This is a genomic window from Acidisoma sp. 7E03, assembly GCF_054665075.1.
On the sequence record NZ_BAAFHE010000005.1, the window covers coordinates 213,035 to 239,463 of the forward strand.

The 26,429-nt window shown below is 67.4% G+C and carries 27 protein-coding genes; 11 read left to right on the plus strand and 16 right to left on the minus strand.

Going from position 1 to position 26,429, the window contains the following annotated elements; all coding sequences use genetic code 11:
- Positions 1 to 6: 6 nt before the first annotated feature.
- Positions 7 to 822 (plus strand): sugar phosphate isomerase/epimerase family protein, encoded by an 816-nt coding sequence (locus ACYQ6W_RS09915; protein ID WP_459675064.1) that lies wholly within the window; start codon positions 7 to 9, stop codon positions 820 to 822.
- A 1-nt stretch (position 823) separates the two neighbouring features.
- Here the strand turns inward: ACYQ6W_RS09915 and ACYQ6W_RS09920 are convergent, their stop codons facing one another.
- The 10 genes from ACYQ6W_RS09920 to biuH are packed head-to-tail and all read right to left on the minus strand — an operon-like array spanning position 824 to position 11,018.
- A complete protein-coding gene (locus ACYQ6W_RS09920; protein WP_459675066.1) occupies positions 824 to 2,020 on the minus strand; it encodes an amidase in 1,197 nt (398 codons plus the stop codon).
- Positions 2,017 to 2,361: a hypothetical protein gene (locus ACYQ6W_RS09925; RefSeq protein ID WP_459675067.1), complete on the minus strand. Its 345-nt coding sequence runs from the start codon at positions 2,359 to 2,361 to the stop codon at positions 2,017 to 2,019. The genes ACYQ6W_RS09920 and ACYQ6W_RS09925 overlap by 4 nt, the downstream gene beginning before the upstream one ends.
- 9 nt (positions 2,362 to 2,370) lie before the next feature.
- The gene (locus tag ACYQ6W_RS09930) at positions 2,371 to 3,633 is read right to left on the minus strand and encodes an ABC transporter substrate-binding protein (protein ID WP_459675068.1); all 1,263 of its coding nucleotides are present in this window, start codon (positions 3,631 to 3,633) and stop codon (positions 2,371 to 2,373) included.
- Complete coding sequence (locus tag ACYQ6W_RS09935; protein WP_459675069.1) at positions 3,630 to 5,051, minus strand: amidase family protein; 1,422 nt, start codon at positions 5,049 to 5,051, stop codon at positions 3,630 to 3,632. Before ACYQ6W_RS09935 ends, ACYQ6W_RS09930 begins: the two co-directional genes overlap by 4 nt.
- Positions 5,048 to 6,505 carry an amidase gene (locus ACYQ6W_RS09940; RefSeq protein ID WP_459675070.1) on the minus strand — a complete coding sequence of 486 codons (1,458 nt, stop codon included), beginning with the start codon at positions 6,503 to 6,505 and terminating at the stop codon, positions 5,048 to 5,050. Before ACYQ6W_RS09940 ends, ACYQ6W_RS09935 begins: the two co-directional genes overlap by 4 nt.
- Positions 6,502 to 7,479 (minus strand): oligopeptide/dipeptide ABC transporter ATP-binding protein, encoded by a 978-nt coding sequence (locus ACYQ6W_RS09945; RefSeq protein ID WP_459675071.1) that lies wholly within the window; start codon positions 7,477 to 7,479, stop codon positions 6,502 to 6,504. Before ACYQ6W_RS09945 ends, ACYQ6W_RS09940 begins: the two co-directional genes overlap by 4 nt.
- Positions 7,476 to 8,441, minus strand: coding sequence for an ABC transporter ATP-binding protein (locus tag ACYQ6W_RS09950; RefSeq protein WP_459675072.1), 966 nt, complete (start codon positions 8,439 to 8,441; stop codon positions 7,476 to 7,478). The genes ACYQ6W_RS09945 and ACYQ6W_RS09950 overlap by 4 nt, the downstream gene beginning before the upstream one ends.
- The gene (locus ACYQ6W_RS09955; protein WP_459675073.1) at positions 8,438 to 9,289 is read right to left on the minus strand and encodes an ABC transporter permease; all 852 of its coding nucleotides are present in this window, start codon (positions 9,287 to 9,289) and stop codon (positions 8,438 to 8,440) included. The genes ACYQ6W_RS09950 and ACYQ6W_RS09955 overlap by 4 nt, the downstream gene beginning before the upstream one ends.
- A gap of 3 nt (positions 9,290 to 9,292) precedes the next feature.
- The gene (locus tag ACYQ6W_RS09960; protein ID WP_459675074.1) at positions 9,293 to 10,318 is read right to left on the minus strand and encodes an ABC transporter permease; all 1,026 of its coding nucleotides are present in this window, start codon (positions 10,316 to 10,318) and stop codon (positions 9,293 to 9,295) included.
- Positions 10,319 to 10,334: 16 nt separating this feature from the next.
- Positions 10,335 to 11,018 carry a biuret amidohydrolase gene (biuH, locus tag ACYQ6W_RS09965; RefSeq protein WP_459675076.1) on the minus strand — a complete coding sequence of 228 codons (684 nt, stop codon included), beginning with the start codon at positions 11,016 to 11,018 and terminating at the stop codon, positions 10,335 to 10,337.
- Positions 11,019 to 11,073: 55 nt separating this feature from the next.
- Between biuH and ACYQ6W_RS09970 the strand changes: the two genes are divergently transcribed.
- Entirely contained in the window at positions 11,074 to 11,685 is a 612-nt protein-coding gene (locus tag ACYQ6W_RS09970) for an HD domain-containing protein (RefSeq protein WP_459675077.1), read from the plus strand.
- Between the two features lie 7 nt (positions 11,686 to 11,692).
- On the opposite strand, the gene speB is transcribed toward ACYQ6W_RS09970, so the two are convergent.
- From speB to ACYQ6W_RS09990, 4 genes are read right to left on the minus strand one after another with little or no spacing between them, the layout of a single operon-like run.
- Positions 11,693 to 12,637 (minus strand): agmatinase, encoded by a 945-nt coding sequence (gene speB, locus ACYQ6W_RS09975; protein ID WP_459675078.1) that lies wholly within the window; start codon positions 12,635 to 12,637, stop codon positions 11,693 to 11,695.
- A gap of 23 nt (positions 12,638 to 12,660) precedes the next feature.
- A complete protein-coding gene (locus ACYQ6W_RS09980; protein WP_459675079.1) occupies positions 12,661 to 13,599 on the minus strand; it encodes a 2-hydroxyacid dehydrogenase in 939 nt (312 codons plus the stop codon).
- A gap of 2 nt (positions 13,600 to 13,601) precedes the next feature.
- A complete protein-coding gene (locus ACYQ6W_RS09985; protein WP_459675080.1) occupies positions 13,602 to 14,375 on the minus strand; it encodes a LamB/YcsF family protein in 774 nt (257 codons plus the stop codon).
- Between the two features lie 52 nt (positions 14,376 to 14,427).
- Positions 14,428 to 15,354, minus strand: a complete 927-nt coding sequence (locus tag ACYQ6W_RS09990) for a dihydrodipicolinate synthase family protein (protein ID WP_459675081.1) — start codon at positions 15,352 to 15,354, stop codon at positions 14,428 to 14,430.
- Between the two features lie 149 nt (positions 15,355 to 15,503).
- Here ACYQ6W_RS09990 and ACYQ6W_RS09995 point away from each other — a divergent pair, with 149 nt between their 5' ends.
- The 9 genes from ACYQ6W_RS09995 to ACYQ6W_RS10035 all read left to right on the plus strand — a co-directional run bounded on the left by ACYQ6W_RS09995 (position 15,504) and on the right by ACYQ6W_RS10035 (position 24,530).
- Positions 15,504 to 16,406, plus strand: coding sequence for a GntR family transcriptional regulator (locus ACYQ6W_RS09995; RefSeq protein ID WP_459675083.1), 903 nt, complete (start codon positions 15,504 to 15,506; stop codon positions 16,404 to 16,406).
- A 249-nt stretch (positions 16,407 to 16,655) separates the two neighbouring features.
- The gene (locus tag ACYQ6W_RS10000; RefSeq protein WP_459675084.1) at positions 16,656 to 17,270 is read left to right on the plus strand and encodes a DUF1989 domain-containing protein; all 615 of its coding nucleotides are present in this window, start codon (positions 16,656 to 16,658) and stop codon (positions 17,268 to 17,270) included.
- A gap of 56 nt (positions 17,271 to 17,326) precedes the next feature.
- The gene (locus ACYQ6W_RS10005; protein ID WP_459675085.1) at positions 17,327 to 18,169 is read left to right on the plus strand and encodes a substrate-binding periplasmic protein; all 843 of its coding nucleotides are present in this window, start codon (positions 17,327 to 17,329) and stop codon (positions 18,167 to 18,169) included.
- A 12-nt stretch (positions 18,170 to 18,181) separates the two neighbouring features.
- Positions 18,182 to 18,835, plus strand: coding sequence for an ectoine/hydroxyectoine ABC transporter permease subunit EhuD (ehuD, locus tag ACYQ6W_RS10010; protein ID WP_459675086.1), 654 nt, complete (start codon positions 18,182 to 18,184; stop codon positions 18,833 to 18,835).
- 20 nt (positions 18,836 to 18,855) lie between these two features.
- A complete protein-coding gene (locus ACYQ6W_RS10015) occupies positions 18,856 to 19,617 on the plus strand; it encodes an amino acid ABC transporter ATP-binding protein (protein ID WP_459675087.1) in 762 nt (253 codons plus the stop codon).
- A complete protein-coding gene (locus tag ACYQ6W_RS10020; RefSeq protein ID WP_459675089.1) occupies positions 19,617 to 20,339 on the plus strand; it encodes a 5-oxoprolinase subunit B family protein in 723 nt (240 codons plus the stop codon). Before ACYQ6W_RS10015 ends, ACYQ6W_RS10020 begins: the two co-directional genes overlap by 1 nt.
- A complete protein-coding gene (locus ACYQ6W_RS10025) occupies positions 20,336 to 21,949 on the plus strand; it encodes a 5-oxoprolinase/urea amidolyase family protein (RefSeq protein ID WP_459675090.1) in 1,614 nt (537 codons plus the stop codon). The genes ACYQ6W_RS10020 and ACYQ6W_RS10025 overlap by 4 nt, the downstream gene beginning before the upstream one ends.
- Complete coding sequence (locus ACYQ6W_RS10030; protein WP_459675091.1) at positions 21,949 to 22,527, plus strand: carboxyl transferase domain-containing protein; 579 nt, start codon at positions 21,949 to 21,951, stop codon at positions 22,525 to 22,527. Before ACYQ6W_RS10025 ends, ACYQ6W_RS10030 begins: the two co-directional genes overlap by 1 nt.
- On the plus strand, positions 22,527 to 24,530 hold the full coding sequence (locus tag ACYQ6W_RS10035; RefSeq protein WP_459675092.1) for an acetyl-CoA carboxylase biotin carboxylase subunit: 2,004 nt from the start codon (positions 22,527 to 22,529) through the stop codon (positions 24,528 to 24,530). The genes ACYQ6W_RS10030 and ACYQ6W_RS10035 overlap by 1 nt, the downstream gene beginning before the upstream one ends.
- Before the next feature lie 9 nt (positions 24,531 to 24,539).
- On the opposite strand, the gene ACYQ6W_RS10040 is transcribed toward ACYQ6W_RS10035, so the two are convergent.
- Positions 24,540 to 25,334, minus strand: a complete 795-nt coding sequence (locus tag ACYQ6W_RS10040; RefSeq protein WP_459675093.1) for an ATP-binding cassette domain-containing protein — start codon at positions 25,332 to 25,334, stop codon at positions 24,540 to 24,542.
- Positions 25,334 to 26,407 carry an ABC transporter permease gene (locus ACYQ6W_RS10045; protein ID WP_459675094.1) on the minus strand — a complete coding sequence of 358 codons (1,074 nt, stop codon included), beginning with the start codon at positions 26,405 to 26,407 and terminating at the stop codon, positions 25,334 to 25,336. Before ACYQ6W_RS10045 ends, ACYQ6W_RS10040 begins: the two co-directional genes overlap by 1 nt.
- Positions 26,408 to 26,429: the final 22 nt, after the last annotated feature.

Consider the following 26,429-nt stretch of genomic DNA (forward strand, 5'->3'; position numbering starts at 1 on the left):
CGCGCGATGGCTGAGATCCGAGTGGGCTGCCAGACCTACACCTGGGAGATGCTCGGCGAGTCCTACCGGGACGGGCCGGATGCCCTGCTGCGCATGATCGCGGAGGCCGGCTATGAAGGGATCGAGATTACCGATCGGATGATCGGCCCCTATGCCGGCCGACCCGTGGAGTTTGCGCGCGCACTGAAGGATCACGGGCTGACGCTGGTGGCCTTCGCCATGGGCAGCGACAGCGGCTTCACCGAGCCCGCGCGGCTCGCCGCCGATCTCGCGGTAGCGGAGGAGGCGATGCGCTTCGTCGCCGCCTTCCCAGGCGCCCTTCTCTCCTTCGGCAGCGCGACCATCATGTCCCCCGGGCCGCGGGCGGAGAAATTTGCGGCGGCGGCGGCCTTCTACAATGCGGCTGGGGAGGCGGGCCGGCGCGCCGGCGTGCCCACGGTGCTGCATCCGAGTTCGCATCACGACACGCTGCTCTTCACGCGCGCCGATTACGATGCGATCTTCGCGCGCGTCGACGAGGCCCTGATCGGCTGGGTGCCGGATACGGGACATATCCTGCGCGGGCACGCGGACATGCTGGATGTGCTGCGCCGCTACGCCTCCCGCATCCGCTACCTGCACCTCAAGGACGTCGATGAGGCGGGCGCCTGGGCGATGCTGGGCGAGGGCGTGTGCGACGTGCCCGTCGTGATCGAGACCGTGGCCCAGGCGCCGCACTTCAATGGCTGGGTGGTGGTGGAGGAGGAATCGGCCACGGCTGCGGCCGATCCCGCAGCCGCCGTGCGGCGCAACCGCGCTTGGCTCCGCCACGAGGGCCAGTGACTTAGGCTCCGCTTTGCAGCCGCTCCGCCGTCTCCAGCAAGACCTCGTCCGCGCCCGGCCAGCCGATCAATGACAGGCCAACCGGAATGCCGTCCGGCGTTTCGCCGAGGGGCAGGCTGATCTGCGGCAAGCCGGTGAGGCCGGCGATGCCGGTCAGCTCCGTGATGCGCCGGCCTGCTTCCGCCATGGCGGAGAGCGCAATACCGCGCGGCGGCGGCAGGATGGGCGTCGTCGGCAGGCAGAGCAGCCGCCGGCCCTCCAGCCGGCCGATGATCTGCGTCTTCACCTCGGCGCGGAAGGCGCGCTCGGCCGAGAGATCCTCCTCCGTCACCAGCGCTGCCAGCGCCAGGGAACGGCCGACCTCGAAAGAGAAACGCGGATTGAAGGCATCGATCCAGGCGCGGAAGGTGCGACCGAACTCATGCTGCTGCAACCGGCGCTGGCGTTCGGCCCATGCCGGCAGGCCTTCCTCGGACAAGGTGATCTCTTCGGCCGGAAAGACCGCCTTCACCCGTGCGAGGGCGGGCTGCAAGGCCGCCTGCACCGCGGCATCGCTGATGGCGAAAGCATCCCAGGCGATGAGCACACGCTCGACCGCGCCGGTGCGGGCCTCGTCATCCAGCAGCAGACCATAGGCTTTTGCGAGCAAGGCGGCATCGCGCGCGAAGAGGCCCACCGTGTCGAAGCTCGGCGATTGCGTCATCAGCCCGGCGACGGAAATGCGCCCATGGGTGGGGCGCAGACCGTAGAGGCCGCAGAAGCTCGCAGGCACGCGGACGGAGCCGCCGGAATCCGTGCCGAGGGCGAGATCGGCGAGACCGCCGGCCACGGCGGCCGCCGAGCCGCTGGAAGAACCGCCGGGCAGCCGTTCGGGCGCGCGCGGGTTGACCGGCGTGCCGTGGAACTGGTTGCGCCCGAGGAGGCCCAAGGAAATTTCATCCGTGACGGTGCGGCCGACGAGGGTTGCGCCGGCATCGAGCAGGGCCCGGACGGCATCGGCATGGGCGATGGCCGGCGGATGGCTCGCGGCCCAGTCCGGGTTGCCGCAGCCGGTGACGAGACCGGCGACGTCGAACAGATCCTTGGCGGCGAAGCTCCGGCCCGCAAGCGGGCCGGAGGCGGCGCCCGTGGCCCAGACTGGGCAGCCGGGGATGAAAGCGCCGAAAGCATCGTTCGGCGCACGCAGGGGATGGCTCATGACTTGGAGATCTTGCGGAAGTCCAGATGGGTGTGGAACCAGTATTCATAGCCATGGACGTTCTGCTGCATGGCGACGTCGCAGAAGAGCCGGGCGAGCGGGATGCGCGGCAGGTCGCTCATGACGATGTCGTTCATCTTGACCAGATCGGCCGCATAGATCGCCGGATCGGACTGGAAGCGGGCATCCTCGATCAGCGCATCGAGCTTCGGATTCTTGTAATCCGCCGTGTTGAAGACGGCGTTGTTCTTGCCGTAGAAATTCCAGTAGAAGAAATACTCCGGCGGCACCAGCCAGCCGTAGAATTCGGTGATGACGAAGGGCATGGTCTTCGAAGCCATCTGCGCGAACTAGTTGGCGCCAGGCACTTTGTTGATCGTCACCTTCACGCCGATCTTCGCGAGGTTTTCCTGCAGAAGAAGGGCGATGGGCTCGCGCGTCGTCGCCTGGCTGAGGTCGTAGGAGACGGTGGTCTCGAAGCCGTTGGGGAACCCGGCCTGCGCCAGTAGCTTTTTGGCGCGATCAAGATCGGTGTTGTAGTGGGAGACGATGGGCCATTCCGGCGGATAAGGCTTCGACGGGTCGCCGCCGAACATGGGCACGCCGCGGTCATAGAGGGCGGCATCCATGATCGACTGATAGGGCACCGCCCAGGCGATGGCCTGGCGCACCAGGGGATTGTCGAAGGGCTTCATCTTCACGTTCATGTCGATGAAGAGCAGATCGTTCTGGATCGGCGTGCCGATGACCTGCAGCTTGCCGATCTTGGCGAGTTCCGCGTAGTCCTTCGGCGGCAGGCCGACGGAGATGTCGACGTCGCCTTTCTCCAACAGGGCACGGCGGGTGCCGGGGGAGGGGATCTGCCGGTAGATGACGCGCTTGAGCTTCGGCAGCGGGCCGGATTTCCAGTCCTCGAAACGGGTGAAGACGATTTCGGTGCCCGGTCGCCAACTCGCCACCTTGAAGGCGCCGCCGCCCGCATCATTGTGCTGCACCCAATCGAGCGCCCATGGGTCGGAGGCAGTCGCGTGCTTGAGGGCGAGCTTGGAATTGACGATACAGGGGATGGGCACGACGAGATCCGGCAGGCTCAGCTTGTTCGCTTCGTCGAAGGTGATCTTGAAGGTATGCGGATCGACGACTGAGAATTGCTCAGGCTTCGTCATGGCGCCTGCGCCCATCTGCACGGCGGCGAAGCCACCGACGGAGACTGCGCGATCGAATGACCACTTGACGTCATCCGCCGTCACCGGCGCGCCATCATGGAAGACTGCATCCTTGCGCAGATGGAAGATGAAGGTCTTGCCGTCATCCTGGATCTCCCAGCTTTCGGCGAGCTCCGGCTCCACCTTCGTCACGTCGTAGGTGACGGTGCCGTTCGGCAGGGTCTTGGCGCCATGGGTCACCAGTCGGTCATAGACCTGCCAGTTGACCATGCGGCTATAGTCATTGGCGACGGGCACCATGGTGTCGAGCGAATTGGTGCCCTGCTCGCCGACCACGACCAGAACATCGGCCGGTGTCTTGGCAAAGGCGGCCCGGCCGCCCACAGCGAGGAGAACCGGCGAGAGGATGGACCCGGCGAGCAGGCCACGGCGACTGATCGGCGTCATGCGAAGGCTCCTTCCAGAGGGGATGGGAGGGGGGTTGCGGTGGCACCCAGGGTGCCGCCGAGGGCGGTATGGAACGCGTGGGCGAAACTCGCGGCGCGGCTGTCGTCCAAGCTGCGGCCGACGAAGCTGATGCCGAGCGGCTGGCCGTCCGCGCGGAAGCCCATCGGCACGGTGACGGCGCATAGGTCGAGCAGGTTGACGAAGTTCGTATAGGTGCCGAGCAGGGCATTGTGGGCGATGTTGTCGGCCAGCATTTCTTCCACCGTAAAGGTGGTAGGCGTCGTCGGCGTCACGATGACATCGAGATCCGCGGTGGCATGGCGGATGCGCTGCGCATGCCGCGCCAGGCTCTGCTGGGCCACGAAGACATCCGCACCCGAATAGCGGCGGCCCCAGCCGATGATCTCGCGCGTGGCCGGAAAAATCTCGGCCTCATGCGCATCGAAGAAGCTCTGCAGATTGGCATAGCGCCGGGCGATGAAGGCATCCTCGTAGAGCATTTTCGCCGCCGCGTAGAAGGGCGTGAAATCGAGCGCGACCGCCGTGCCGCCGAGGCTTTCGAGCCGTGCGATCGCGGCATCGAACAGCCGCTCGGCCTCGGTATCGCCCGCGAAGATACGCGTGGCGCGGGACGGAACGCCGAAGCGGAAGGTTTCCGGAAGCGGGGAAAGGTGCAGATGAAAGCGATCGGCCTCTGGCCGGGAGAGCGGGTCTTCCGGATCGTAGCCGATCATCACCCGGGTTGCGATGACACCATCCGGCACCGTCAGCGTCATGACATTGTGGCTGGCGCTCATGCCCGCGCGCGAGCCGCCGCCGAGGGGGACGAGCCCGGGCGTGGGCTTGAGGCCGACGGCATTGTTGAGCGCCGCGGGCACACGGCCGGAGCCGGCTGCATCGCCGCCCAGGGCGAGGCTCACGAGACCGGCGGCGAGGGTGACACCGCCACCCGAGGTCGATCCGCCGGAGATGAAGCGCGGATCGAAAGTGTTGCGTGGAATGCCGTAATCCGTACGGGTGCCGTTGATGCCGACACCGAACTGATCCATGTTCGTCTTGCCGATGATGATGGCCCCGGCATCGACGAGGCGCTGCACCATTGGGTCCGTCCGCTCCGCCATGCGGGCATAGGCGCGGCAGGCTTCGGCCGTCGGGTAGCCCGCGATGTCGAAATTGTCCTTGACCGAAAAGGGCAGGCCCCAGAGCGGGCGGCCGCGCCGGCCTTCCGCTTCCAGTGCCGCGGCCCGCGCCATCACCACATCCCGCGGCATGAGCAGAACCCAGGCGGGATCCTTGCCCCGGGCATCGATCCGCGCGAAGACGGCGCGGACGACCTCGGTCGGCGTCAGCCCCTGGTCATAGGCACGCGTGAGGGTCGCGAAGTCGAGACTGCCGGTCTCAGGATGCCATGGGCTCACAGACCCAGCTCCGCCAAGAGAGGCGGCTCCCGGCCGGCCCAGGGATGCGCGGCCTCGAAGGCGGCGGCGGCGGTGATGACGCTGGCATCGGCCAGATGCCGTCCGGTGATCTGCAGGCCGACCGGCAGGCCATCGGTGGTGAAGCCCGCGGGCACGGAGGCTGCCGGTTGACCCGTCATGTTCATGGGGAAGGTGAAACAGAGCCAGTCCGCCGAGCGCACCATGCGGCCTTCGATGATCTCCGGCCCCTGCATATGGACGGGGAAGGGGGGTGCGGCGAGGGTTGGCGTCAGCAGCAGGTCGTAGCGCTGCATGAAGCGCCACATGCGGTTCGCGACGCTCTTGCGCACCATATTGGCCGTTGTGAAATCCTCGGCCGTCCAGGGCCGGTCCAGCAAGGCCAGAAGATGCGGCGAAATCTCCCGCCGCCGGCCCTCGACCATGGCCCGCATCCCGACGAGATCGCTTTCCATCGCAACCAAGGACCAGAAGGCTTCCGCCGGGTCCTCCCATCCCGGATGCGCTTCCTCGACGATGCAGCCGAGATCGCGCTCGAAGACGGAAACGGCTTCACCCACCACGCGGCGTACGTCGGGGTCGACCGCGGCATAGCCCCAGTCGGCGCTATAGGCGATGCGCAGGCCACGCAGATCGGCAGGCCGCGCAGCCGCGATCCAGTCCACGTCCGCGCAGGGGATGGAGAGCCGATCCCGCGGATCGGGCCCGGCGATGACGCTGAGCATGAGGGCGGAGTCCGCAACCGTGCGGCTCATCGGACCGATATGTTCCAGGCTTTCCCAGCTGGAGACGCCGGGATAGCGCTCGTCCTTGCAGCCGGGATAGAGCGGCACGCGGCCCATGGACGCCTTGATGCCGACGAGGCCGGAATGGGCGGCGGGGATGCGGATGGAGCCGCCGCCATCGCTGCCGATGGCGAAGGGCGAGACGAAGGACGCGACGGAGGCGCCGGAACCGGCGCTCGATCCCCCGGGTGTCAGCGCAAGGTTCCAGGGGTTGCGGGTGGTGGGGAAGACCGGGTTGTGGCCGACGCCGCTATAGCCGAATTCCGGCACGTTGGTCTTGCCGAGGATGACCGCGCCAGCGGCCTTCAGCCGCTCCACCACCACGTCGTCCTCATCGGGTACGAAATCCCGGTAGACCGCCGAGCCCATGACGGTGCGGATGCCTTTGGTAGCAACGAGGTCCTTGATGCCGATCGGCACGCCGGCGAGCGGCCCGACCGGCTCGCCGGCGGCGATGGCCTCATCCACGGCCGCCGCCGCGGACCGCGCAACCTCCGGTGTCGGCGTGCAGAAAGCGTGGATATGCGGCTCCAGCACCTCCATGCGCGCGAGGGCCACCTCCGTCACCTCCATGGCGGAGAGTTCCTTCGCGCGGATGGCGGCGGCGAGGCTTCCCGCATCCATGCGGGCAATGTCATTGGACGCACTCATGCGGGCATCTCCTCGGCGAAATGGCAGGCGGCGCTGTGGCTGGATGGCCCCACCAGACGCAGTTGCGGCATCACCTCCGCGCAGCGCGCCTCCTGGCGCGGGCAGCGGCCATAGAAGCGGCAGACGGTGGGGGACGGATCGATCGGGCTGCGGGCGGAGCCTTCGAGCCGCCAGGGTGTGGCGCCGCGCCGGGCGGGATCGGGGATGGAGGCAAGCAGGGCACGGGTATAGGGATGGCGCGGCGCGTGGAAGAGCGCCTCGGTCGGCCCTTCCTCCACCACGCGACCGAGATACATGACGACGATGCGCGTGCAGAGCAGCCGCACGACGTTCAAGTCATGCGAGACGAAGAGATAGCTCATCCCGAGCTTGGCGCGGAGATCGGCGAGCAGGCGCAGGATGACGGCCTGGACCGAGACGTCGAGCGCACTCGTCGGCTCGTCGAGAATGAGGAGCGAGGGCCGCAGCGCGATGGCGCGCGCGATGCCGACGCGGGCGCGCTGACCGCCCGAGAGCTGATGCGGCAGGCGCGTTTCCATCTCCGCTGGCAAGCCGACGAGGGCGATCGCCTCGCGCACCTGGGCCGCGAGCACCGCGCGGTTGCGAACGTTCCCCAAGCGGCGCAGCGGGTCCGCGACAGAGTCGAAGACGGTAAGTGCCGGATTGAGACTTTCCGTCGGGTCCTGGAAAACGACCTGGATGCGGCCACGCGCCGGCTCATGCACGAAGCGCCGCAGCGGCACGGGCGCGATGTCCTGTCCCTCGAAGAGGATGGCGCCGTCTGAAGGTTCGATGAGCCGGCCCAGGAGGCGCACCAGCGTCGATTTTCCGCAACCCGATTCCCCAACGAGGCCGACGCTTTCGCCCACGCGGATGGTGAGATCCACCGCATCCACCGCATGCAGCGTGCCGCCGCCGGCCGGGTACCGCTTGCTGAGGCCGACAGCCTCCATGATGGGAGATGCCTGCGTCATAGCGGGTTCCAGCATCGCACGAGATGATCCGGCGCCACGGCGGTCGCGGGCAGCGGCAGGGTGTCACAGCGGTCTTCCCGCCGGTCGCACCGCTCCAGAAAGCGGCAGGGCGGCAGATCGCGCCGGAGATCGGGCAGCGCACCTGGAATGGCGGCGAGATCTTCGATGCGGGCATGGCCGCCGGGCGTAGCCCCGATCAGCCGGGCGGTATAGGGATGACGGGGCGCCGTCAGCAGTGAGTCGGTCGTGCCGGATTCGACGATGTGGCCGGCATGCATGACGGCGATGCGGTCGCAATATTCCCCGGCGAGGGCGAGATCATGGGTGATGAGCACAACGGAGGCATGGCTCTGCCGCACCTGGTCGCGGATCAGATCCATCACCACCGCCTGCGTTGTGACGTCGAGCCCCGTCGTCGGCTCATCGGCGATCAGCAGATAGGGATTGCAGGCCATGGCCATGGCGATCATCACACGCTGGCAGAGGCCGCCCGAGAGTTCGAAAGGATAGGCATCGAAGCGCCGTTCGGGATCGGGGATGCGCACGCGGGCGAGGGCCTCGATCGCTCGCCTGCGCGCTTCCGTCTTCGAGACATTGGCGTGGCGCAGCAGCACGTCCTGCACCTGATGGCCGACGCGGCGGATGGGGTTGAGCGCGGTGCGCGGGCTTTGAAAGATCATCGCGATTTCGCGGCCGCGCGTCTCCGCCAACGCGCGCTCGCTTTCCGCCAGCATGTCCCGCCCTGCGAAGCGGATGCCGCCGCGCGGAATGCGGGCCGCGGGATCGAGCAGTCCCATCATGGCATAGGCGAGCACGGATTTTCCCGAGCCGCTTTCGCCGACGATACCGAGGATCTCGCCGCGCTGCAGCTCCAAGGAAACGCCGTCCAGCACATGCACCGTGCCGCTGCGGGTGCGGAAATCGAGCACCAGGTCATCGACCGTGAGCAGGGGCGGGCTCATGTGCGGCGCCTCGGGTCGAGAATGTCCCGCAATCCGTCACCGAGGAGATTGAAGCAGAAAACGGCGATGACGAGCGCGGCGCCGGGGAAGACGAAGGTCCACCACTCGCCGGAGATGATGTAGCTGGCGCCTTCCGAGACCATGATGCCCCATTCCGGCGTGGGTGGGCGGACCCCGAGGCCGATGAAGGAGAGGCCGGCCGCGTTGAGGATGGCCCAGCCCATGTTGAGCGAGGCCTGCACCAGCATCGTGGGCAGGATGTTGCGCAGAATATGGCCCCAGAGGATGCGGAGCGCGCCATTGCCGCCCATGCGGGCAGCCTCGACATAGGCGAGGTCGCGGCGGACATTCACCTCGGCCCGCGCGAAGCGGCCGTAGAAGGGCAGATTGATCACCGCCGTCGCGATGATGATGTTCGTCACGTTATTGCCGAGCGCCGCCACGATGCCCATGGCGAGGACGAAGAGTGGAAAAGCCATGATGGTGTCCATCACCCGGCCGAAGATCGTATCCACCCAGCCGCCCCAGTAGCCGGCGATGGCGCCCAGCCCGGTGCCGATGACGAAGGAGAGACAGACGGCGGAAATGGCCATTCCAAGATCCAGGCGCGTCGCGATGAGGACACGGCTGAAAATGTCCCGCCCCAGTGAGTCCGTGCCGAAGAGATGCGCCCAGGAAGGCGGCTGCATGCGGGCGCTCTCGCTCGTCACGAGCGGGCCGTAGGGCGCGAGCAGCGGTCCGAAGATCGCGCAGAAGATGAGCATACCGAAGAGAACTGCCGCAAGAAGCGTCAGCTTGTTTTCCGACAGGGCATAGCGCGTGCGGGCCAGGACGCTTGTACCGCTCATCGCTCAGCCCTCGAACCGGACACGGGGATCGACCAGCATGCTGACGAGATCGACCAGGAGATTGAGCAAGATGTAGAGCACCGCCATCATCAGGATGAAGCCCTGTACCGCCGCATAATCGGAGGAGATGACGGCCTTCACCGCATAGGCACCGACACCCGGCCAGCCATAGACGTCTTCGATGAGAACGTTGGAGCCGAGGACGAAAGAGAAGACCATGCCGAGCACGTTGACCACGGGCAGCATGGCGTTGCGCAGCGCGTAGGTCAGCAGGATGCGGCGGCGGGAGAGGCCGCAGGCGCGGGCGGTGCGGACATGATCGCTGGCGAGGGCCTGGAGCATGGCGGCGCGGGTGATGCGCGCGATGGGGGCGAGCGCGAAGAGACCGAGAGAAATCGCGGGGAGGATGATTTGCGCGAGCGCGCCGCCGAAGGTCTGCCATTGGCCTTCGAGCAGGGAGTCGACGAGATAGAAGCCGGTGATCGGATCGGGCGCGGTGAAATAGACGTCGTTCAGGCGGCCGACAGGCTCTGGCGCGAGCGGAACCAGAAAGTAGAAGAGATAGACGAGCAGGAGCGCCACGAAGAAGGTGGGGAAGGCGGCGGCGATGGTGACGGTGCCGCGGCAGAGATGATCAATCCAGCTATCGGGACGCGTTGCCGCCCAGATGCCCAAAGGCACCGCGACGCCGATGGCGAAGATCAGCGCGACGAAGGTGAGTTCCAAGGATGCCGGCAGGCGCTGAATGAGATCCGTCAGCACGGGCTGTCCTGTCGTCAAAGACTGGCCGAGATCGCCGTGCACCAGCTGCCAGACATAGGTGAGGAACTGCTGCGGCAGGCTGTGATCGAGACCGAGATGCGCGCGCACCTGGGCGACGGAGGCGGCGTCCGCCGCCGGCCCTGCGAAGAGCACGGCGGGATCGCCCGGCAGGGCGTGGGATAGCAGGAAGGTGACGATGACGACGCCGATGAGGCTCGGCACCGCGCCGAGCAGCCGCTTGCCTGCGATGCGGACGAATCGTTTCATCGGCTGCGCCGCGCGCTCACGCTGCGAGCGCGGCAAGCACCGCGCCGCTTTCGGCGACGGCGCCGAAGACGCCGCCTTGCATCGTCACCATCTTGAGCGCCGCCGCGTGATTGCCGGCATCCGTCGCGCCACAGCAATCGGCGAGGATGAGGCATTCGAAGCCGCGATCATTGGCCTCGCGCATGGTGGTATGAACGCAGACATCGGTGGTGATGCCGGTGAGGATGAGATTGCGGATGCCCCGCGTGCGCAGCAGAAGCTCGAGGTCGGTGGCGTAGAAGGAGCCCTTGCCCGGCTTGTCGATGATGATTTCACCAGGAAGAGGCGCCAGTTCGGGGATGATCTCCCAGCCCGGCTCACCGCGCACCAGGATGCGGCCACAGGGCCCGTCATCACCAATCCCGGCGCCGATGCGGCGGGAGCGCCAGCGCTTGTTCGCAGGCAAGTCGGACAGGTCGGGGCGATGGCCTTCGCGGGTGTGGATGATCGGGTATCCGCCCTGCCGCATGGCAGCGAGCAGGCGTGCGATGGGTTCGATCGGCGCTCGCGTCAATGACAGGTCATAGCCCATCCGATCGACATATCCGCCGAAGCCGCAGAAATCCGTCTGCATGTCGATGATGACCAGGGCCGTGTCGGCCGGGCTGATCACGCCATCGAAGGGAAAGGGATAGGGGCTGGCCTGGATCGCAGAGGTCATGGCTGGTCATCATCCAAGATCCATGCCAGAGGTGACGGGTCGGGAAGGAGGAAGCATGGAGCCGGTGCGCGCCTGGGTGCTGTTGCCGTCGGGCAAGCGCCTCAATCTCTTGGCTCCGGACCCGGATGCCTGGACGGACCGCGATCTAGCGATCGGTCTGTCCCGCACCTTCCGGTGGGCGGGCTATTCGGCCTGGAATCATCCGCTCTCGGTCGCACAGCACAGCCTGACGGTGCTGGCGCTGCGCGAAACGGCGGCAGAGCGGCCGCTGACGCCGGCGGAAGCGCGGCGCGAATTGCTGCATGACGCGACGGAGGCCCTGCTCGGCGGCTTCGACCCGATCACGCCGCTGAAGCCCCATCTGGGCGAGGGCTACCGCCACCTCGTGACGCTGCATCAGGCGGCTGTCGCGCAGCGCTATGGCCTGCCGGATTGGGATGCGGAGTCATATCGCGCGCACAAGGCGGCTGACCACCTGGCGGCGGCGAGCGAGGCGTTGCATTGCGTCGGATGGTCCCGTGCCGCGATCCGCGACGATCTGGAAATCCGCACCGAACCGCTCGCAGCCGATCCGCTCGCACCCGCTGGGGATTTCGCGCCCTGGGAGCCTTGGCCCGCGCCTTACGCGGCCGAGCGATTTCTGGCCATGCTGCTCCGGCTTGTCTGAGACGGCCTCAGCCGCGATCGGCGGCGAGCGCCAATAGTTCAGCCATCACGGTCGCCGCGAGCAGAGCGGTGATCTGGCCCGGTCCGTCATACATCGGATTGGCCTCGACGACGTCGCAGCCGACGAGGTTGATGCCGCGGAGCGCGCGCAGCAGGGCGAGGCTTTCCCGCGCCGTCGGCCCGCCGCATTCCGGCGTCTGTACGCCGGGGGCATAGGCAGGGTCGACGAAATCCATGTCGAAGGTGATGAAGGCGGGGCGTCCGGCCGTGCGTGCCGCGATCTGCTGCGCCAAAGCCATAATGCCCGTCTCGAACATCTGGTCCGTCGTCACTACCGCATAGCCGAGGTCGAGCGATTGCGTGATGTCGCTGTCGCGGAAGAGCGAGCCGCGCAGGCCGATCTGGATGGAGGAGGCCGGATCGACGATATTCTCCTCGACCGCGCGGCGGAAGGGCGTGCCGGCGCTGTATTTCTGGCCGGCGAAATAGCTGTCCCAGGTGTCGCTGTGGGAATCGAACTGGATGAGGGCGAGCGGCCCGTGGCGGCGGGCCAGGGCGCGAAGTTCGGCGAGCGTCACCGAATGGTCGCCGCCGATGCCGCAGGGCATGATGCCGGCCTCGACCAATGCTGCGAGGGATTCTTCGATTCGTTCGAGGGATTGGAGTTCGTAGCCCGGCACCACGTTGCAATCCCCGACATCCGCGATGCGCAGCGTTTCGAAGATGTTGATGTTGCCGCGATAGGGATTGATCGGTCGCAGCATGAGCGACATCTGCCGCACGGCATTCGGCGCGAAGCGCGCGCCGGTGCGGAAGGGCGCGCCGGAATCGGAGGGGATGCCGATGATCGCGGCATCCAGCCCCGCGAGGCTGGTCGCCTGAGGCAGCCGCATGAAGGTCGGGATGCCGCAGAAGCGCGGCGTTTCGAGGGAATTGACCGGAAGAACGGACATCAGCCCTGCCTTTATCTGGACGTTCAATAGCCGCGGGCGCGGTCCACGACATGAGCGAGGAGTTCGCCCGCCTGGTCACGGCGGATGTTGTCCACGATCATCTCGGCGGCCGTGACCGGCTGGGTGAGGGCCGCGACATGCGGTGTCACCGTCACGCGCTCATGCCGCCAGAACGGATGCTCGGATGGCAGCGGTTCTTCGTTGAAGACGTCCAGCGTCGCATGGGCGATCTGGCCCGTGTCCAAAGCGGCCAGAAGATCGCTCTCCACGACATGGCCGCCGCGGCCGACATTGATGAGGAAGCTGCCGCGCGGCATGGCGGCGAAAGCCTGCGCATTCAGGATGCCGCGCGTCTCCGGTGTCAGCGGCAGCAGGCAGACGAGGATGTCGCTGCGCGCGAAGAAGGCGGGCAGCGCCTCCCGCCCGACAAAGAGAGGGCAGTCCGTCGCCTCCTTCGGGGAGCGGGACCAGGCGGCGAGATCGAAGCCGAAGGCCTGGAGGTGGCGTACGCAGAGCGCACCCAGGGTGCCGTAGCCGAGGATGCCGACGCGCCGGTCGCGCGCGATCGGCCCATCGAAGGGGCGCCAGGCGGCATGCCTTTGCGCGGCGGTGAAATCCGGCATGCCGCGATGATAATGCAAGACCTGCATCGTCACGTAGATCGCCATGTCATGGCCGAGCGAAGGATCGACCATGCGGATCAGCGGTACTGAGGCCGGCAGATCGGGTGCGGCCAGTAGTTTCTCGACACCGGCACCGAGGGAGAAGATGGCGCGCAGGCCGGGCAAGGCGGCGAAGAGCCCCGCGGGTGGATGCCAGACGAAGGCATAGTCGATCTCGGAAGCCTCCCCGATGTCCGGCCAGATGCGCAGATCGAGCGCGGGCATGGCACGCTGGAGCGCCGCCACCCAGGGCTCGGCGGGGACGGTGGGACAGGCGTAGAGCAGGGTCGGACGTCGCATCGTCACCGACGCAGAAACTGCGGGAAGGGGGAGAGCGTGTGACCCGCTGCGGTGAGTGCCGCGCGCAGCGAGGCGGCCATGGCGACCGCATGAGCATTGTCGCCATGCACGCAGATGGTGTCGATGGAAACGGGGATGCGTTTGCCCGAGACAGTGGTGATGGCGCCTTCCTCCAGCATGGTGAGCACGCGCGCCGTGGCGGCCTCCGCATCCTCGATCACCGCGCCGGGCTTCTTGCGGGAGGTGAGGTTGCCGTCATCGTCATAGGTGCGATCTGCATAGATTTCGCGCGCTACAAGAAGCCCTTCTTCGAGACCGGCCTTTTCCAACGCAAGCCCGGGCATGACGACGAGCATGAGATCCCGGTCCACCGCCCGGACGGCGCGCGCCACGGCGCGGGCGAGATCGGCATCGACCATCGCCCTATTGCCGAGGGCCCCATGCGTCTTCACATGGGCGAGGCGCAGGCCGAGGGATTGCGCCATGCCTGCCGCCGCGCCGATCTGATAGATCACCATCTTCTCGATCTCGTCGGGCGTGTCACCCTGGATCGTGCGGCGGCCGAAACCCCAGAGATCGAGAAAGCTCGGATGCGCGCCGATGCTCACCTTGCGTTCGGCGGCCGCCTGCATCGTGCGATGCATGACCAGCGGATCGCCGGCATGAAAGCCGCAGGCGATATTGGCGGAGGTCACGATGTCCAGCATCGCGGCGTCATCGCCCATGCGCCAGGCACCGAAGCTCTCGCCGAGGTCAGAATTCAGGTCGATCTGCATGGTCTGTCCTCGCCGGCTTGCCGTGGCGCAGGCATCCGCGGCCCTCGCCGCGTCAGCCGTGCACCCGTTTGTGCAGCCGGGCGAGCAGCCCGTCCAGCTCGGCATGATCGGCGGCCGTCAGCGCGGGGCCGGGGTGGCGCATATGGGAATGGCGCATGGCCCCCCGCCGGCGCAGGATTTCCTTGCGGATGGCAAGGCCGAAGCCCGGCTGCTGCTCATGCCGGAGAACGGGGAGATAGATGTCGAACAGGTCTTCGGCGCCCTCCACGTCGCCCGCGTGGAAGCGGGAGACGCATTGCACCAGCATTTCCGGGAAGGCGAAGCCGGTCATGGCGCCGTCGGCGCCGCGCCGCAGCTCCTGCGGCAGATAGAGGCCGCCATTGCCGACGAGGATGGAGACGCGGCGGCGCCCGGCCGTCTCGCTGCCCTGCCGCAGACGGGTGATCTTGGGCAGGCCCGGGCAATCCTCATGCTTCAGCATGACGAAATTGCCGAAGCCGTCGATGAGCTTTTCGAGGACGGCGACGGAGGTGACGACGCCCGTGGTCTGCGGATAGTCCTGATAGCAGACGGGCACGGAGGGGCCGAGCCGCTCTAGCACATGCGCCCAATAGCCATAGACCTGATCATCGGTCTTCAGGCCCGGTGCCGGCGCGATCATGAGGCCGGCGGCGCCCATGTCCATCGCCTTGCGGGCGAAGGCGACGAGATTGTCCGTCCCCGGTGCGGAGGCGCCGACCACGATCTGCGCGCGGCCGTCCACGCGTGTCAGCACCTGGCGCATGATGTCGGTCCGCTCGGTCGCGGAGAGCTTCTGCGCCTCCCCCAGCACGCCGAGGATGGTGATGCCGTCGACCCCCTTCTCCAGGTAGAAATCGACCAGGCTGTCGATGCTCGCATGGTCGACGGCGCCGTCTTCCGCGAAGGGCGTGGGCGCGATGATGATGACGCCGCGCGTCGTTTCACTGATGGGGGGCATGGTTCGTCCGATGGTTGCGGGGCGGGCGGCGGGGCCACGCTCCCTGTCTTCGTCGATGAGCTTTCGCCGATGCGCGCGGCATTGTATGGCTATGACAATTCGGTACAACAAAGCCTCCTCCTTGGCCACCCCTTTCATGATGATTCCTGATGACCCGCGACGCTGACGACGCTCCCCCGCCCCCCGGCGCACCCCTCGTGCGGCGGCTGCTGAGCCATATCGTGGCGCAGGACATGGCGGCCGGCACCCATCTCGCGGAACAGACGCTGGCCGATGCGCTGCATGTTTCCCGCACGCCCGTGCGTCGCGCGCTGATGGAACTGCATGCCGAGGGTATCGTGGAGAAGCAGGCGCATCGGGGCTATTTCCTGAGCAGGCCAGCGCGCGCGCTGTTCGGCGCCAGCCTTGATTTCCCGGTGCTGGACGAGGATGCGCTGTTCGAGCGGGTGGCGACGGATCATCTCCGCGGCCAGCTGCCGACTTCCCTGAACGAGGCCGCGGTGGTGGCGCATTATGGCGTCAGCACCCGCCTGGCGCGGCGGGTGCTGGAGGCGCTGGCCGAGGAGCGGGTGATCGTTCTCGTGCGGCCGGGCGTGTGGGACTTCAACCCCTTCCTGCTCACCAACGAAGCGAGCCTCGCAAGCTATGCCTATCGCCTGACGATCGAGCCGCAGATTCCGCTGCTGCCGAGCTTTCAGGTGCGGCGGGACCTGCTGCGCAGCTGCCGGGATGAGCATATCCGGCTCTTGACCCTGCCGGCGCAGGAGCGGACGGCCCGGCTCGCCTTCAAGGTGGATGCCGCCTTCCACGAGGCCATTGCCGTCTGCGGCGGCAATCCCTTCTTCGAATCCGGCGTCGTCCAGCACAACCGGCTGCGGCAGTTGCTGGAATATCGCGACGCGCCGGACGAGGAGCGCGTCCTCGTTTGGTTGAAAGAGCATCTCGACATCATGGAAGCGCTGGTGGCGGGGGACATGGCCGGGGCCTCTCGCTTGATGCGCATTCACCTCGAGAATGCGATGCGGCAGCGCCTTGCCAAGGCCGAGGCCTAAGTTTTTTCGCGCGCGCCTGCCCAAGGCGTAGCCGCCCTGCACCCCGCAGGCGGCCGATAAGCGGCTGATTCCCCGTCGGCCGTCGGCCGCGCCCAGAGCCGGTTCGCGGGTTTTGCCCAAGGATCGAGCAGGGTGGCTAATTTGTAATCTTGTATCATTTTGTTGACGAGATACAATATGGCCTCCTATCGTCCCGGCGAGCGCGGCCAGCCGGCCCCGCTGATATTCCGCCTCCAACGGACGCAGCCCATGACGCCTGCAGCAGAGATTGAGACCGGTGTCGTGCCTGCGCGCCATGGCCGCGCCTTTGCGCTGCGTCGCGGCCAGCATCTCCGTATCGTCAACAGGGATGGTCCGCAGGCGATCGACCTCTGGGCCTTCAACGCGGCCGAGATGGCGGAGTATATGGCGATGGATCACACGCGGTCCTTCACCAGCCGTCTGACGCCCGCGATCGGCCAAGCCTATATGTCCGACCGCCGTCGCCCGATGCTGCGCATCCTCGCGGACACCTCGCCCGGATATCACGACACGCTGCTGTGCCCGTGCAACCGCTGGCTGTACGAGGAGATGGGCTGCACCGCCTACCATCGTAATTGTGCGGACAATCTGCACGAGGGCTTGGCTGAACTCGGCCTTGCCATTCCCTTCACGCCGCCCTCGCTGAACCTCTTCATGGATGTGCCGGTGAGCGGCGACCATAGCCTGACCCGACGGCCACCCTCCGTGAAACCTGGGGACTATCTGCTGCTCGCGGCGGAGATGGACCTGATCATCGCTCTCTCCGCCTGCCCCCAGGACATCTCCATCATCAACGGGCCGGACAAAATTCCGCGCGACGTTCACTACCAGATCGAAGGCTGAACCCGGTGGCCGGGTGGCAGCGCCTGCCCTGATCTTTCGTTGAAAGGACGACCTTCATGACGAGCCGTTTCCGGCTTCTCGCCGGTGCTGTCTTCTCCACCCTGCTTTCGGTCGCGGCCGTCGCCCAGGCGGAAGCCGCGGACCTGCTGAGTACCGTGAAGGCCAGCCATGTGCTGACCATCGGCACCTCGAACGATGCGCCGCTTTCCTTCATCGACAGCAAGACCCATGCGGCCTCTGGCGCACTAACGGATGTGCTGGTCGAGGCCCTGTCCCGCATGGGCGTAAAGGCGGACATCCACATTATCGCCATGCCTTTCGCGAGCCTGATCCCGGCGCTCACCAGCGGGCGCATCGACATGATCGGTGACGCGATGTACGCAACCGATGCGCGCCGGAAGGTGATCGATTTCACCGACACAACCTTCTACAATCCGGAATCGCTGGATGTCGCAGTGGGTAATCCGGCGAAGCTGCATAGCCTGGCCGATCTCTGCGGCCACAGCGCCGGGACCTATGAAGGCACAACCTACATCACCCAGCTGCGCAATGCGAGTGCCGCCTGCCCGGCGGGCAAGAGCATCGCCATCCATCTCTATCCGACGATCCAGAACGTCTTCGCTGACCTATCCGCCGGCCGTCTGGACGCCGCCGTGGTGGACAGCAGCCTGTCTGCCTATGCGCTGAAGCAGAATCCCAACCTGCATTTCGAGCTGGTGGGGGATTACGTGCCGGCCGACAAGGGCGGCTCCGCCTGCGCCTTCGGCTTGGCGAAGGGCAATGAGAGCTTCATCGCTGGCTTCAACAAGGCCTATGCGGCGATGCTGGCGGACGGCACCGTCGCCCGCATCTTCACCCAATGGGGCCTGACGCCGACCAGCTTCTTCCTGACCAAGTAGAAGACGCGCCCTTTGCTCGCAGATTTGCAGACCTGGGCGCCGGAACTCTGGGCCGGCCTCACGCTCACCATCGGCATGACCTTGGGCGGCATGGCCATCGCCCTACTGCTCGGCCTTGTGCTGGCACTTGGCCGCATCAGCACGCGGCGCTGGCTGCGCATGCCGGTGGTGGCCTTCGTCGAACTGATCCGCGGCTCGCCGCTGCTGCTCCAGCTTTTCTATATCTACTACGTGTTGCCCGCCTTCGGCCTGAAGCTGACACCCATCATGGCGGGGTTGCTCGGTCTCGGAATCAACTACGGCGCCTATCTGAGCGAGGTTTTCCGCGGCGGCATTGCCGCGGTGAGCCACGGCCAGCGCGAAGCGGCGGAATCGCTCGGCATGTCGCCGGGGCAGACCCTGCGCTTCGTCATCCTGCCGCAGGCCTGGCGCATCGTCATCCCGCCGACCGGCAACTACTTCGTGTCGCTGTTCAAGGACACGGCCTTGGTGTCCACCATCTCCATCGCCGAATTGATGTTCCAGGGTCAGCTCATCGCGTCTGACACCTTCCGCTACATGCGCATCTATTCCATCGTCTTCGTCATCTACGTGGCCATCAGCATTCCCGCGAGCATGGGCGTGCGCTGGCTGGAGCGGCACTTCAACCGCCCACTGGCGCGATAGACGAAAGCCGGAGACCGGACATGGCGGCCCCCATCATCGAGGTCAAAAACCTCAGCAAAGCCTATGGCCCGGTGCAGGTGCTGAAGGAGATCAGCCTCGCCATCGGCAAGGGCGAGGTCGTGGTGGTCATCGGCGCCAGCGGCTCCGGCAAATCCACCTTCATCCGCTGCATCAATGGGCTGGAGACCTTCCAGGGCGGCTCCATCCTGGTGGATGGCTATGTGCTGGCACCGGAGGGGCAGGGCCGGCGGGCGCGCGCCTCCGACCTGAAGGAGATTCGCCGCGAAGTCGGGATGGTGTTCCAGCAGTTCAACCTCTTTCCCCACAGAACGGTGCTGGACAATGTGACGCTTGCGCCCATCCAGGTGCGCAAATGGGATCGCAAGCGGGCCGAGGCGGCGGGCCAGGCTCTGCTGGAGCGGGTGGGCCTGCGCGACCAGATGCACAAGTTTCCGGGGCAGCTGTCGGGCGGCCAGCAACAACGTGTTGCGATTGCGCGGTCGCTTGCGATGGAGCCGCGTGTCATTCTCTTCGACGAGCCGACCTCGGCGCTGGACCCGGAGATGGTGGGGGAGGTGCTGGAGGTAATGCGCGGCCTGGCGCGGGACGGGATGACGATGATCGTGGTGACGCATGAAATGGGCTTCGCCCGGGAAGTGGCGGACCGGGTGGTCTATATCGACCATGGCCGCATCCTTGAGCAGGGGCCGCCGGCGGCGATCTTCGATGCCCCGCGGGAGGAGCGGACGCGGGCCTTCCTCTCCCGCGTGCTGAAGCATTGATGGAGCGGCCGCTGTTTCTGGATGCGGGCGAGGCCGCCCTGGTGGTGGAATTCGGCCGCAGCGTGGACCCCGCCGTGCATGACCGCGTGATGGCGCTGGATGCGGCCCTGGCCGCCGCTTCCCCTGCCGGTCTGCTGGAATTGGTTCCGACCTACCGTTCACTCATGATCCATTACGATCCGCTGGTGCTGCCTCGGCCGGATCTGGTGGCGGCGGTGGAGCGGGCCTTGGCGCAGGGGGGCGAGAGGACGGCCGCGCCGCGGCACTGGGCGGTGCCCTGCTGCTATGACCAGCCGCATGGGGAGGATCTGGAGGAAGCGGCCGGTCTTCTCGGCCTGACGCGGGACCTAGCCATCGCCCAGCATCTCGCGGGCCGCTACCGGCTCTACATGTATGGCTTCGCGCCGGGCTATGCCTATCTCGGGGGCCTGCCGGAGGCGCTTGCCATCTCGCGTCGCGCCACGCCCCGACCGCCGCATCCGGCGGGTGCCGTGATGATCGGCGGTGGCCTGTGCGGCATCGCGACCTTCCCCATGCCCACGGGCTGGTATGTGCTGGGCCGCACGCCGGAACGGCTCTATGCGCCCGCCCGCGCGGAGCGCTTCCTGCTCCAGCCGGGCGACGTTCTGCGTTTCGAACCCGTGGACGGCGCAACCTTTGCCACCCTCGAAGCGCGGGCCGAAGCGGGGGAGACGGTCGCGCGGCCGGAGGCCTCGGCATGAGCGCGGGTCTCCTCATCCGCGCGGCCGGGCCGGGCTGCACCCTGCAGGATGGCGGCCGCCATGGGTGGCTGCGCTTCGGCGTGACGCCGGCCGGCCCCATGGACCGCCTTGCCTTCGAGACGGTGCATCGCGCCCTCGGCAACCCGGCCGGCGGAACGGCGATCGAGATCGGCCTCGGCGGCTTCGAAGCGGTGGTCGAAGGCGCACCGCTCTGCTTCGCCATCGCGGGCGGTCGCTTCGTTATCACCGTCGATGGCAAGCCGGTGCCGCCGGCCGTACTGCTGCGGCTGGAGACGGGTGCCGTGCTGCGCATCCAGCCCGGGGCGGCCGGCTCCTGGTGCTACCTCGCGGTCGCCGGTCGGATCGACGTGCCGCCGATGCTCGGCTCGACCGCCACGCATCTGCGCTCCGGCTTCGGCGGGCTGGAGGGCCGGGCGCTCGCTGGCGGGGACCGGCTGGCCATTGCCGAACCTCGCCTGCCGGCGGAGGCGAGCGGCGCGCTGGATGCGCCCTGGCTGGACCGGCCGGCCGAGACTATCCGGGTGATCCTCGGCCCACAGGCGGATTACTTTCCGCCTAAGCAGATCGCGGCCTTCCTGGCGGGACCCTGGACGCTCTCCACCCGCCGCGACCGCATGGCCTATTTCCTGGAAGGCCCGCGCCTGTCCCATGCCGAGGGTTTCAACATCGTCTCGGACGGCATCGCCATGGGGTCGGTCCAGGTGCCAGGGGAGGGCCAGCCGATCGTGCTGATGGCCGACCGGCAGCCGACGGGCGGCTATCCGAAGATCGCGACGGTGATCGGGCCTGATCTCGGGCGGCTGGCGCAGGCGCGGCCGGGAGCCTCCTTCCGCTTCGCGGCGGTGACGGTGGAGGACGCCGTCGCTGCCCGCGTGGCGGAGGCGGCTGCGCTCGCACCGTCGATTCCGGTGCAGTCGCTGCGGCGGCAGGAGTTTTCGCCGGCCTTTCTGATCGATGTCTCGCTGACAGATGAGGGCGAGACCGGCGCAGAGATGGAAGAGGGCACCCTCACGGCCGCCGAGCGGCTGGACCTGCTGTTCGATGCGACGGGCTGGACGCTGCTGCGGCCGGTGACCGCCTTGCTGCTCGCGCGCGGCACGGTAATGGGCCGCCCGGTTCTCGCAGCAGCGCGCGACCTCACGGTCGCAGATGGTGCCTGGACGGCGGCCGATCTTCAGGCCCTGGCGGCGGCCGCGGAAGAGACCGACGAACCCCTCGTGTTGCTGCTCGGCGGGGGGGCGCGGACGCCCGAGGACGCCCCGACCCTGGCCGCGCTGCACGTGACCCTGGCGGGCCGGGTGCAGCCGAGCCTCGCCTTGGCCTTCGGTCCCGTCTTCGGACCGGATGCCCTGCTCACGGCATTGGCCACGTTGACGATCATCGTCGCGCCATCGGCCTATGTCGCGCTGAGCGGCCCCGCGGTCTTGCAGCGCGTGACCGGGCAGCACCTCGCCGGCGCCGAGATCGGCGGCGTGGCCCTCCATGCCGCGGGCGGCAGGCTGGTGGAAGAGGCGCCCCACGCGGTCGCCGCGCTGCTGCGGGCGCGGCAGGTGCTCGACATGCTGCCCGAGGCGAGGCGGGCGGGGTGATGACGCACGATGTCTCCGCGCCGGCACCACTGCTCGACCGCCTCATCCCCTCGGCGGCGACCGCGGTCTATGACATGCGCATGCTGCTAGAGGCGGTCGCGGATGAAGGGCGGTTCCTGGAGATCGCCAGCGCGGCGGCGCCTAATCTGCTGACCGGCTTCCTGCGCCTCGGCGGGAGGACGGTTGCCGTGCTCGCCACCCAGCCTCAAGAGCGCGCGGGCATCCTCGATGCCCCGGCGCTCGCCAAGGCCGCTGGCTTCGCCGCCTGGGCGGCGCGCCTGCAGGCGCCGGTTCTGACGGTGATCGATAGCCCCGGGCTGATGCCCGGCGCAGGGCCGGAGGCGGCAGCACTGCTGCCGGCGGCCGCCGCCCTGCTGCGCGCCTGGCAGGAGAACCGGGCGCCGCGCGTGACGCTGCTGCCGCGCTATGCCCGCGGCCTCGTGCCCTCCCTCATGGGCCTCGCGGGAAGCCGGGTGCTGCGCTGGCCTTCCGCCGAAAGCGCCTTGGCGGATGCGCCCGTCATCACGCCTTCCGCGACCCGCGCGGCGCTTCTCGCGGCCTTCGCCGGAGGCGCCTGATGCCCCTGTTCCGTAAAATCCTGATCGCCAATCGTGGGGAGATCGCTTGCCGCATCATCCGCACGGCGCGTCGTATGGGCATCGCGACCGTCGCGGTCTATTCGGAAGCCGACCGGGACGCGCTGCATGTGCGGGAGGCGGATGAGGCGGTGGCGATCGGCCCCGCGCCGGCCGCGCAATCCTATCTGTCCATACCGGCCATTCTGGAGGCGTGCCGCGTAACGGGCGCCGAGGCGGTGCATCCGGGCTACGGCTTCCTCTCGGAACGCGCGGCTTTCGCCGAGGCACTGGATGCCGCCGGCATCACCTTCATCGGCCCGAATGCGGCGGCGATCGCCGCCATGGGCGACAAGATCGAATCGAAGCGCCGTGCGGCGGAAGCGGGCGTGCGCACCGTGCCCGGCTTTCTCGGCCAGATTGAGACCGGCGCCGAGGCGGTGAGGATTGCGGAGGAAATCGGCTACCCGGTGATGATCAAGGCCTCCGCCGGCGGCGGCGGCAAGGGCATGCGCATCGCCGCGACGGCCGCGGAGGTTCTGGAGGGATTCGAGCGTGCCCGCTCGGAAGCGGCTTCCGCCTTCGGCGACGATCGCGTCTTCATAGAAAAGTTCATCGAAAACCCGCGCCACATCGAAATTCAGGTGCTGGGTGACCGGTATGGCACCGTGATTCATCTCGGCGAGCGCGAATGCTCCGTGCAGCGGCGCAACCAGAAGGTGCTGGAAGAGGCGCCGTCGCCCCTGCTGGACGCGGCTACGCGGGCCGAGATGGGGCGGCAGGCGGTCGCCCTCGCGCGGGCCGTCGGCTATGCCTCCGCCGGCACGGTGGAATTCGTGGCCGGCCAGGATCGCTCCTTCTACTTCCTCGAGATGAACACCCGCCTGCAGGTGGAGCATCCGGTGACGGAACTCGTCACCGGCATCGATCTCGTCGAGCAGATGATCCGCGTGGCAGCGGGGGAGCGGCTGGCGATCACGCAGGAGGAGGTCCGGATGACGGGCTGGGCCGTGGAGGCGCGGCTCTATGCCGAAGATCCCGCACGGGGTTTCCAGCCTTCCAGCGGGCGGGTGCTGCCCTTCCAAGCGCCCGAGGCAGGCACGGTGGATGGCGTGACGGTGCGGTTGGATAGCGGCGTCACCGCGGGGGACCACGTGCCCGTGCATTACGACCCGATGATCGGCAAGTTGATCACGCATGGCCCGACGCGGGAGGCGGCGATTGCGGCGCAGGCGGAGGCGCTGGACCGCTTCGCGCTCGGCGGTATCCGGCACAACCTTGCCTTTCTCTCGCGCCTGATGGCGCTGCCGCGCTGGCAGAGCGGCGCGCTGTCCACCGGGTTGATTGCCGAAACCTTCGGGGACCGCGTGGCGGAGGTGGCGCCGGACGGCGCCATCGCGCAGCGCTTCGCTGCCGTGCTCGCGGCGGTCGCGCACCAGGCTGAACGGGATGCCCATGCGCGGCCCGGCCGTGTGCCGCTGGCGCCAGGGTCCCATCCGCGCGTCGTCGTACTGGGCGAGACGGCGTTCGCGGTGACCACCGAGGCGGGCAAGGACGGGGCTCTTCGCGTCCGCTTCGAAGACGGCGCGCAGATGACGGTCGCGAGCGAATGGCGGCGGCCGGCGCCGCTCTGGAGCGGCTGGATCGATGATCGACCGTTCACCATGGAGATGCTGCCCGTGGCCGAGGGCTGGGCGCTGCGCCATGCGGGGTTTACGGTGCAAGGCCGCGTGTGGTCACCCCATGCCTGGGCTTTGATGGCGCGCATGCCGCGAGACGCGGCGGCGGAGGATGCGGCCATCCTGCGGGCACCGATGCCGGGCCTGTTGCTGCGCCTGCTGGTAGCGCCGGAGGAGGCGGTGGCGGCGGATCAACCCGTCGCCGTGATGGAGGCGATGAAGATGGAGACGGTGCTGCGTAGCCCGGCCGCGGGCGTGGTGCAGGCGGTGCTGGTGGCCGCCCGCGCCACCCTTGCGGTGGATCAGCCGATCCTCCGAATCGGCTGATCTCCGGCCTCAGGCCGCGGCCGGCGCCGGGGCGCCCGCCAGATCCTCGTCCGGTAACTTGGCGCCCGTCATATAGGCCACCGCATCCGACATGCTGTGGATGCGCGGGTTGATGACGCAGAGCCGGCGACCGAGCCGATGCACGTGCACGCGGTCCGCCACTTCGAAGACATGCGGCATGTTGTGGCTGATCAGGATGATCGGGATGCCGCGCGACTTCACGTCGAGGATCAGTTCGAGAACGCGGCGGGATTCCTTGACGCCGAGGGCGGCCGTCGGTTCGTCCAGTATGATGACTTTGGAGCCGAAGGCGGCGGCGCGCGCGACCGCGACACCCTGGCGCTGGCCACCCGAGAGCGTCTCCACCGCCTGATTGATGTTCTGGATCGTCATCAGGCCGAGGTCGTTCAGCTTCTCGCGCGCGATGCGCTGCATCTCGGCATGGTCCAGCTTGCGGAAAACGCTGCCGAGGATGCCGGGTTTGCGCAGCTCCCGCCCCATGAACATGTTGTCGGCGATGGAGAGGCCGGGCGACATGGCCAGCGTCTGATACACCGTCTCGATCCCGGCCGCGCGCGCGTCCAGCGGCGAGGTGAAGTGGACGCGCCGGCCTTCGAGATGGATCTCTCCCTCGTCGATCTGGATGGCGCCGGAGAGGGCCTTGATGAGGGAGGACTTGCCCGCGCCGTTGTCGCCGATCACCGCCAGGATCTCGCCGGGCAGCAGGTCGAAATCGCAATGATCGAGCGCGGTGACGCGGCCGTAGCGTTTGACGATGCCGCGCGCCTTCAGGATGGGTTCCATTACACGCCTGCCTTTCTGATCCACTGGTCAACCGCGACGGCGATGATGATGAGCGCGCCGATGATCAGGTAGGTCCATTGCGGATCGGTGCCGTACATGTTGAGGCCGAGGGTGAAGGCGCCGACGATGAGGGCGCCGAAGATCATGCCGAGGATGGAGCCGCGGCCGCCGAAGAGCGAGATGCCGCCGATGACGGTGGCGGTGATGGAGTTGATGTTCTCGAACTGGCCGGAGTTGGGGGAGATCGCGCCGATACGCCCGATCAGCGCCCAGCCGGCGATGCCGCAGATGAGGCCGGAGAGCGTGTAGACCGCGACCAGCATGCGCTGCACGCGCACGCCGGCGAGCGCCGCCGCGTCCGGATCGTCGCCCACTGCGTAAAGATGCCGCCCCCAGGCAGTATGACGCAGGACATAGGCGAAGAGCAGCACGAGGCCGAGCATCAGCACCACGCCATAGGTGAAGGTGGCGCCGCCGATCGAGAAGGTATTGCCGAGGAATTGCAGGAGCGGCGCCTGCATCTGGATGTCGGCCGCACCGATCGTCTGATTCTGCGAATAGAGATAATTGCCGGCGAGCACGATCTGCCACATGCCAAGGGTGACGATGAAGGGGGGCAGCTTGATGCGCGCGACGAGAATCCCGTTGACGAAGCCCACGAGCGCGCCGAGTGCGAAGCCGAGCAGGAGGGCGAGTGGCGCCGGTACTCCGTAGGAGAAGACGCATTGCCCGACGAAGACCGAGGACAGCACCATGATCGCGCCCACCGAAAGATCGATGCCCGCGGTCAGGATGACCAGCGTTTGGGCGACGCCGACGATGCCCGTGATCATCACCTGCTGCAGGATGAGGGTCAGGGCGTAGCCGGAGAAGAATCGGGCGCCGACGAGAATGCCGAAGCCGATCAGCGAGACGATTAGCACCATCAAGGGGGCGAGCCAGGGCGTTTCGTGCAGCAGATGCTGCAGACGCTCCAAGGGCGTTTTCTTATGGGCGAAATCGGCTACCGTCTCGCTGCCGCGGGAGCGGATCGCGGCCTCGAAGCCAAGCTGTCCTGAATTGTCGCTGGACATGACGTTCCTCTTGTCTGAGGGT

Coding starts and splice junctions, on each gene's coding strand:
- ACYQ6W_RS09915 (WP_459675064.1), top strand. CDS start 7: ATGGCTGAGATCCGAGTGGGCTGCCAGACCTACACCTGGGAGATGCTC.
- ACYQ6W_RS09920 (WP_459675066.1), bottom strand. CDS start 2,020: ATGAGCCATCCCCTGCGTGCGCCGAACGATGCTTTCGGCGCTTTCATC.
- ACYQ6W_RS09925 (WP_459675067.1), bottom strand. CDS start 2,361: ATGGCTTCGAAGACCATGCCCTTCGTCATCACCGAATTCTACGGCTGG.
- ACYQ6W_RS09930 (WP_459675068.1), bottom strand. CDS start 3,633: ATGACGCCGATCAGTCGCCGTGGCCTGCTCGCCGGGTCCATCCTCTCG.
- ACYQ6W_RS09940 (WP_459675070.1), bottom strand. CDS start 6,505: ATGAGTGCGTCCAATGACATTGCCCGCATGGATGCGGGAAGCCTCGCC.
- ACYQ6W_RS09945 (WP_459675071.1), bottom strand. CDS start 7,479: ATGACGCAGGCATCTCCCATCATGGAGGCTGTCGGCCTCAGCAAGCGG.
- ACYQ6W_RS09950 (WP_459675072.1), bottom strand. CDS start 8,441: ATGAGCCCGCCCCTGCTCACGGTCGATGACCTGGTGCTCGATTTCCGC.
- ACYQ6W_RS09955 (WP_459675073.1), bottom strand. CDS start 9,289: ATGAGCGGTACAAGCGTCCTGGCCCGCACGCGCTATGCCCTGTCGGAA.
- ACYQ6W_RS09960 (WP_459675074.1), bottom strand. CDS start 10,318: ATGAAACGATTCGTCCGCATCGCAGGCAAGCGGCTGCTCGGCGCGGTG.
- biuH (WP_459675076.1), bottom strand. CDS start 11,018: ATGACCTCTGCGATCCAGGCCAGCCCCTATCCCTTTCCCTTCGATGGC.
- ACYQ6W_RS09970 (WP_459675077.1), top strand. CDS start 11,074: ATGGAGCCGGTGCGCGCCTGGGTGCTGTTGCCGTCGGGCAAGCGCCTC.
- speB (WP_459675078.1), bottom strand. CDS start 12,637: ATGTCCGTTCTTCCGGTCAATTCCCTCGAAACGCCGCGCTTCTGCGGC.
- ACYQ6W_RS09980 (WP_459675079.1), bottom strand. CDS start 13,599: ATGCGACGTCCGACCCTGCTCTACGCCTGTCCCACCGTCCCCGCCGAG.
- ACYQ6W_RS09985 (WP_459675080.1), bottom strand. CDS start 14,375: ATGCAGATCGACCTGAATTCTGACCTCGGCGAGAGCTTCGGTGCCTGG.
- ACYQ6W_RS09990 (WP_459675081.1), bottom strand. CDS start 15,354: ATGCCCCCCATCAGTGAAACGACGCGCGGCGTCATCATCATCGCGCCC.
- ACYQ6W_RS09995 (WP_459675083.1), top strand. CDS start 15,504: ATGACCCGCGACGCTGACGACGCTCCCCCGCCCCCCGGCGCACCCCTC.
- ACYQ6W_RS10000 (WP_459675084.1), top strand. CDS start 16,656: ATGACGCCTGCAGCAGAGATTGAGACCGGTGTCGTGCCTGCGCGCCAT.
- ACYQ6W_RS10005 (WP_459675085.1), top strand. CDS start 17,327: ATGACGAGCCGTTTCCGGCTTCTCGCCGGTGCTGTCTTCTCCACCCTG.
- ACYQ6W_RS10015 (WP_459675087.1), top strand. CDS start 18,856: ATGGCGGCCCCCATCATCGAGGTCAAAAACCTCAGCAAAGCCTATGGC.
- ACYQ6W_RS10020 (WP_459675089.1), top strand. CDS start 19,617: ATGGAGCGGCCGCTGTTTCTGGATGCGGGCGAGGCCGCCCTGGTGGTG.
- ACYQ6W_RS10025 (WP_459675090.1), top strand. CDS start 20,336: ATGAGCGCGGGTCTCCTCATCCGCGCGGCCGGGCCGGGCTGCACCCTG.
- ACYQ6W_RS10030 (WP_459675091.1), top strand. CDS start 21,949: ATGACGCACGATGTCTCCGCGCCGGCACCACTGCTCGACCGCCTCATC.
- ACYQ6W_RS10035 (WP_459675092.1), top strand. CDS start 22,527: ATGCCCCTGTTCCGTAAAATCCTGATCGCCAATCGTGGGGAGATCGCT.
- ACYQ6W_RS10040 (WP_459675093.1), bottom strand. CDS start 25,334: ATGGAACCCATCCTGAAGGCGCGCGGCATCGTCAAACGCTACGGCCGC.
- ACYQ6W_RS10045 (WP_459675094.1), bottom strand. CDS start 26,407: ATGTCCAGCGACAATTCAGGACAGCTTGGCTTCGAGGCCGCGATCCGC.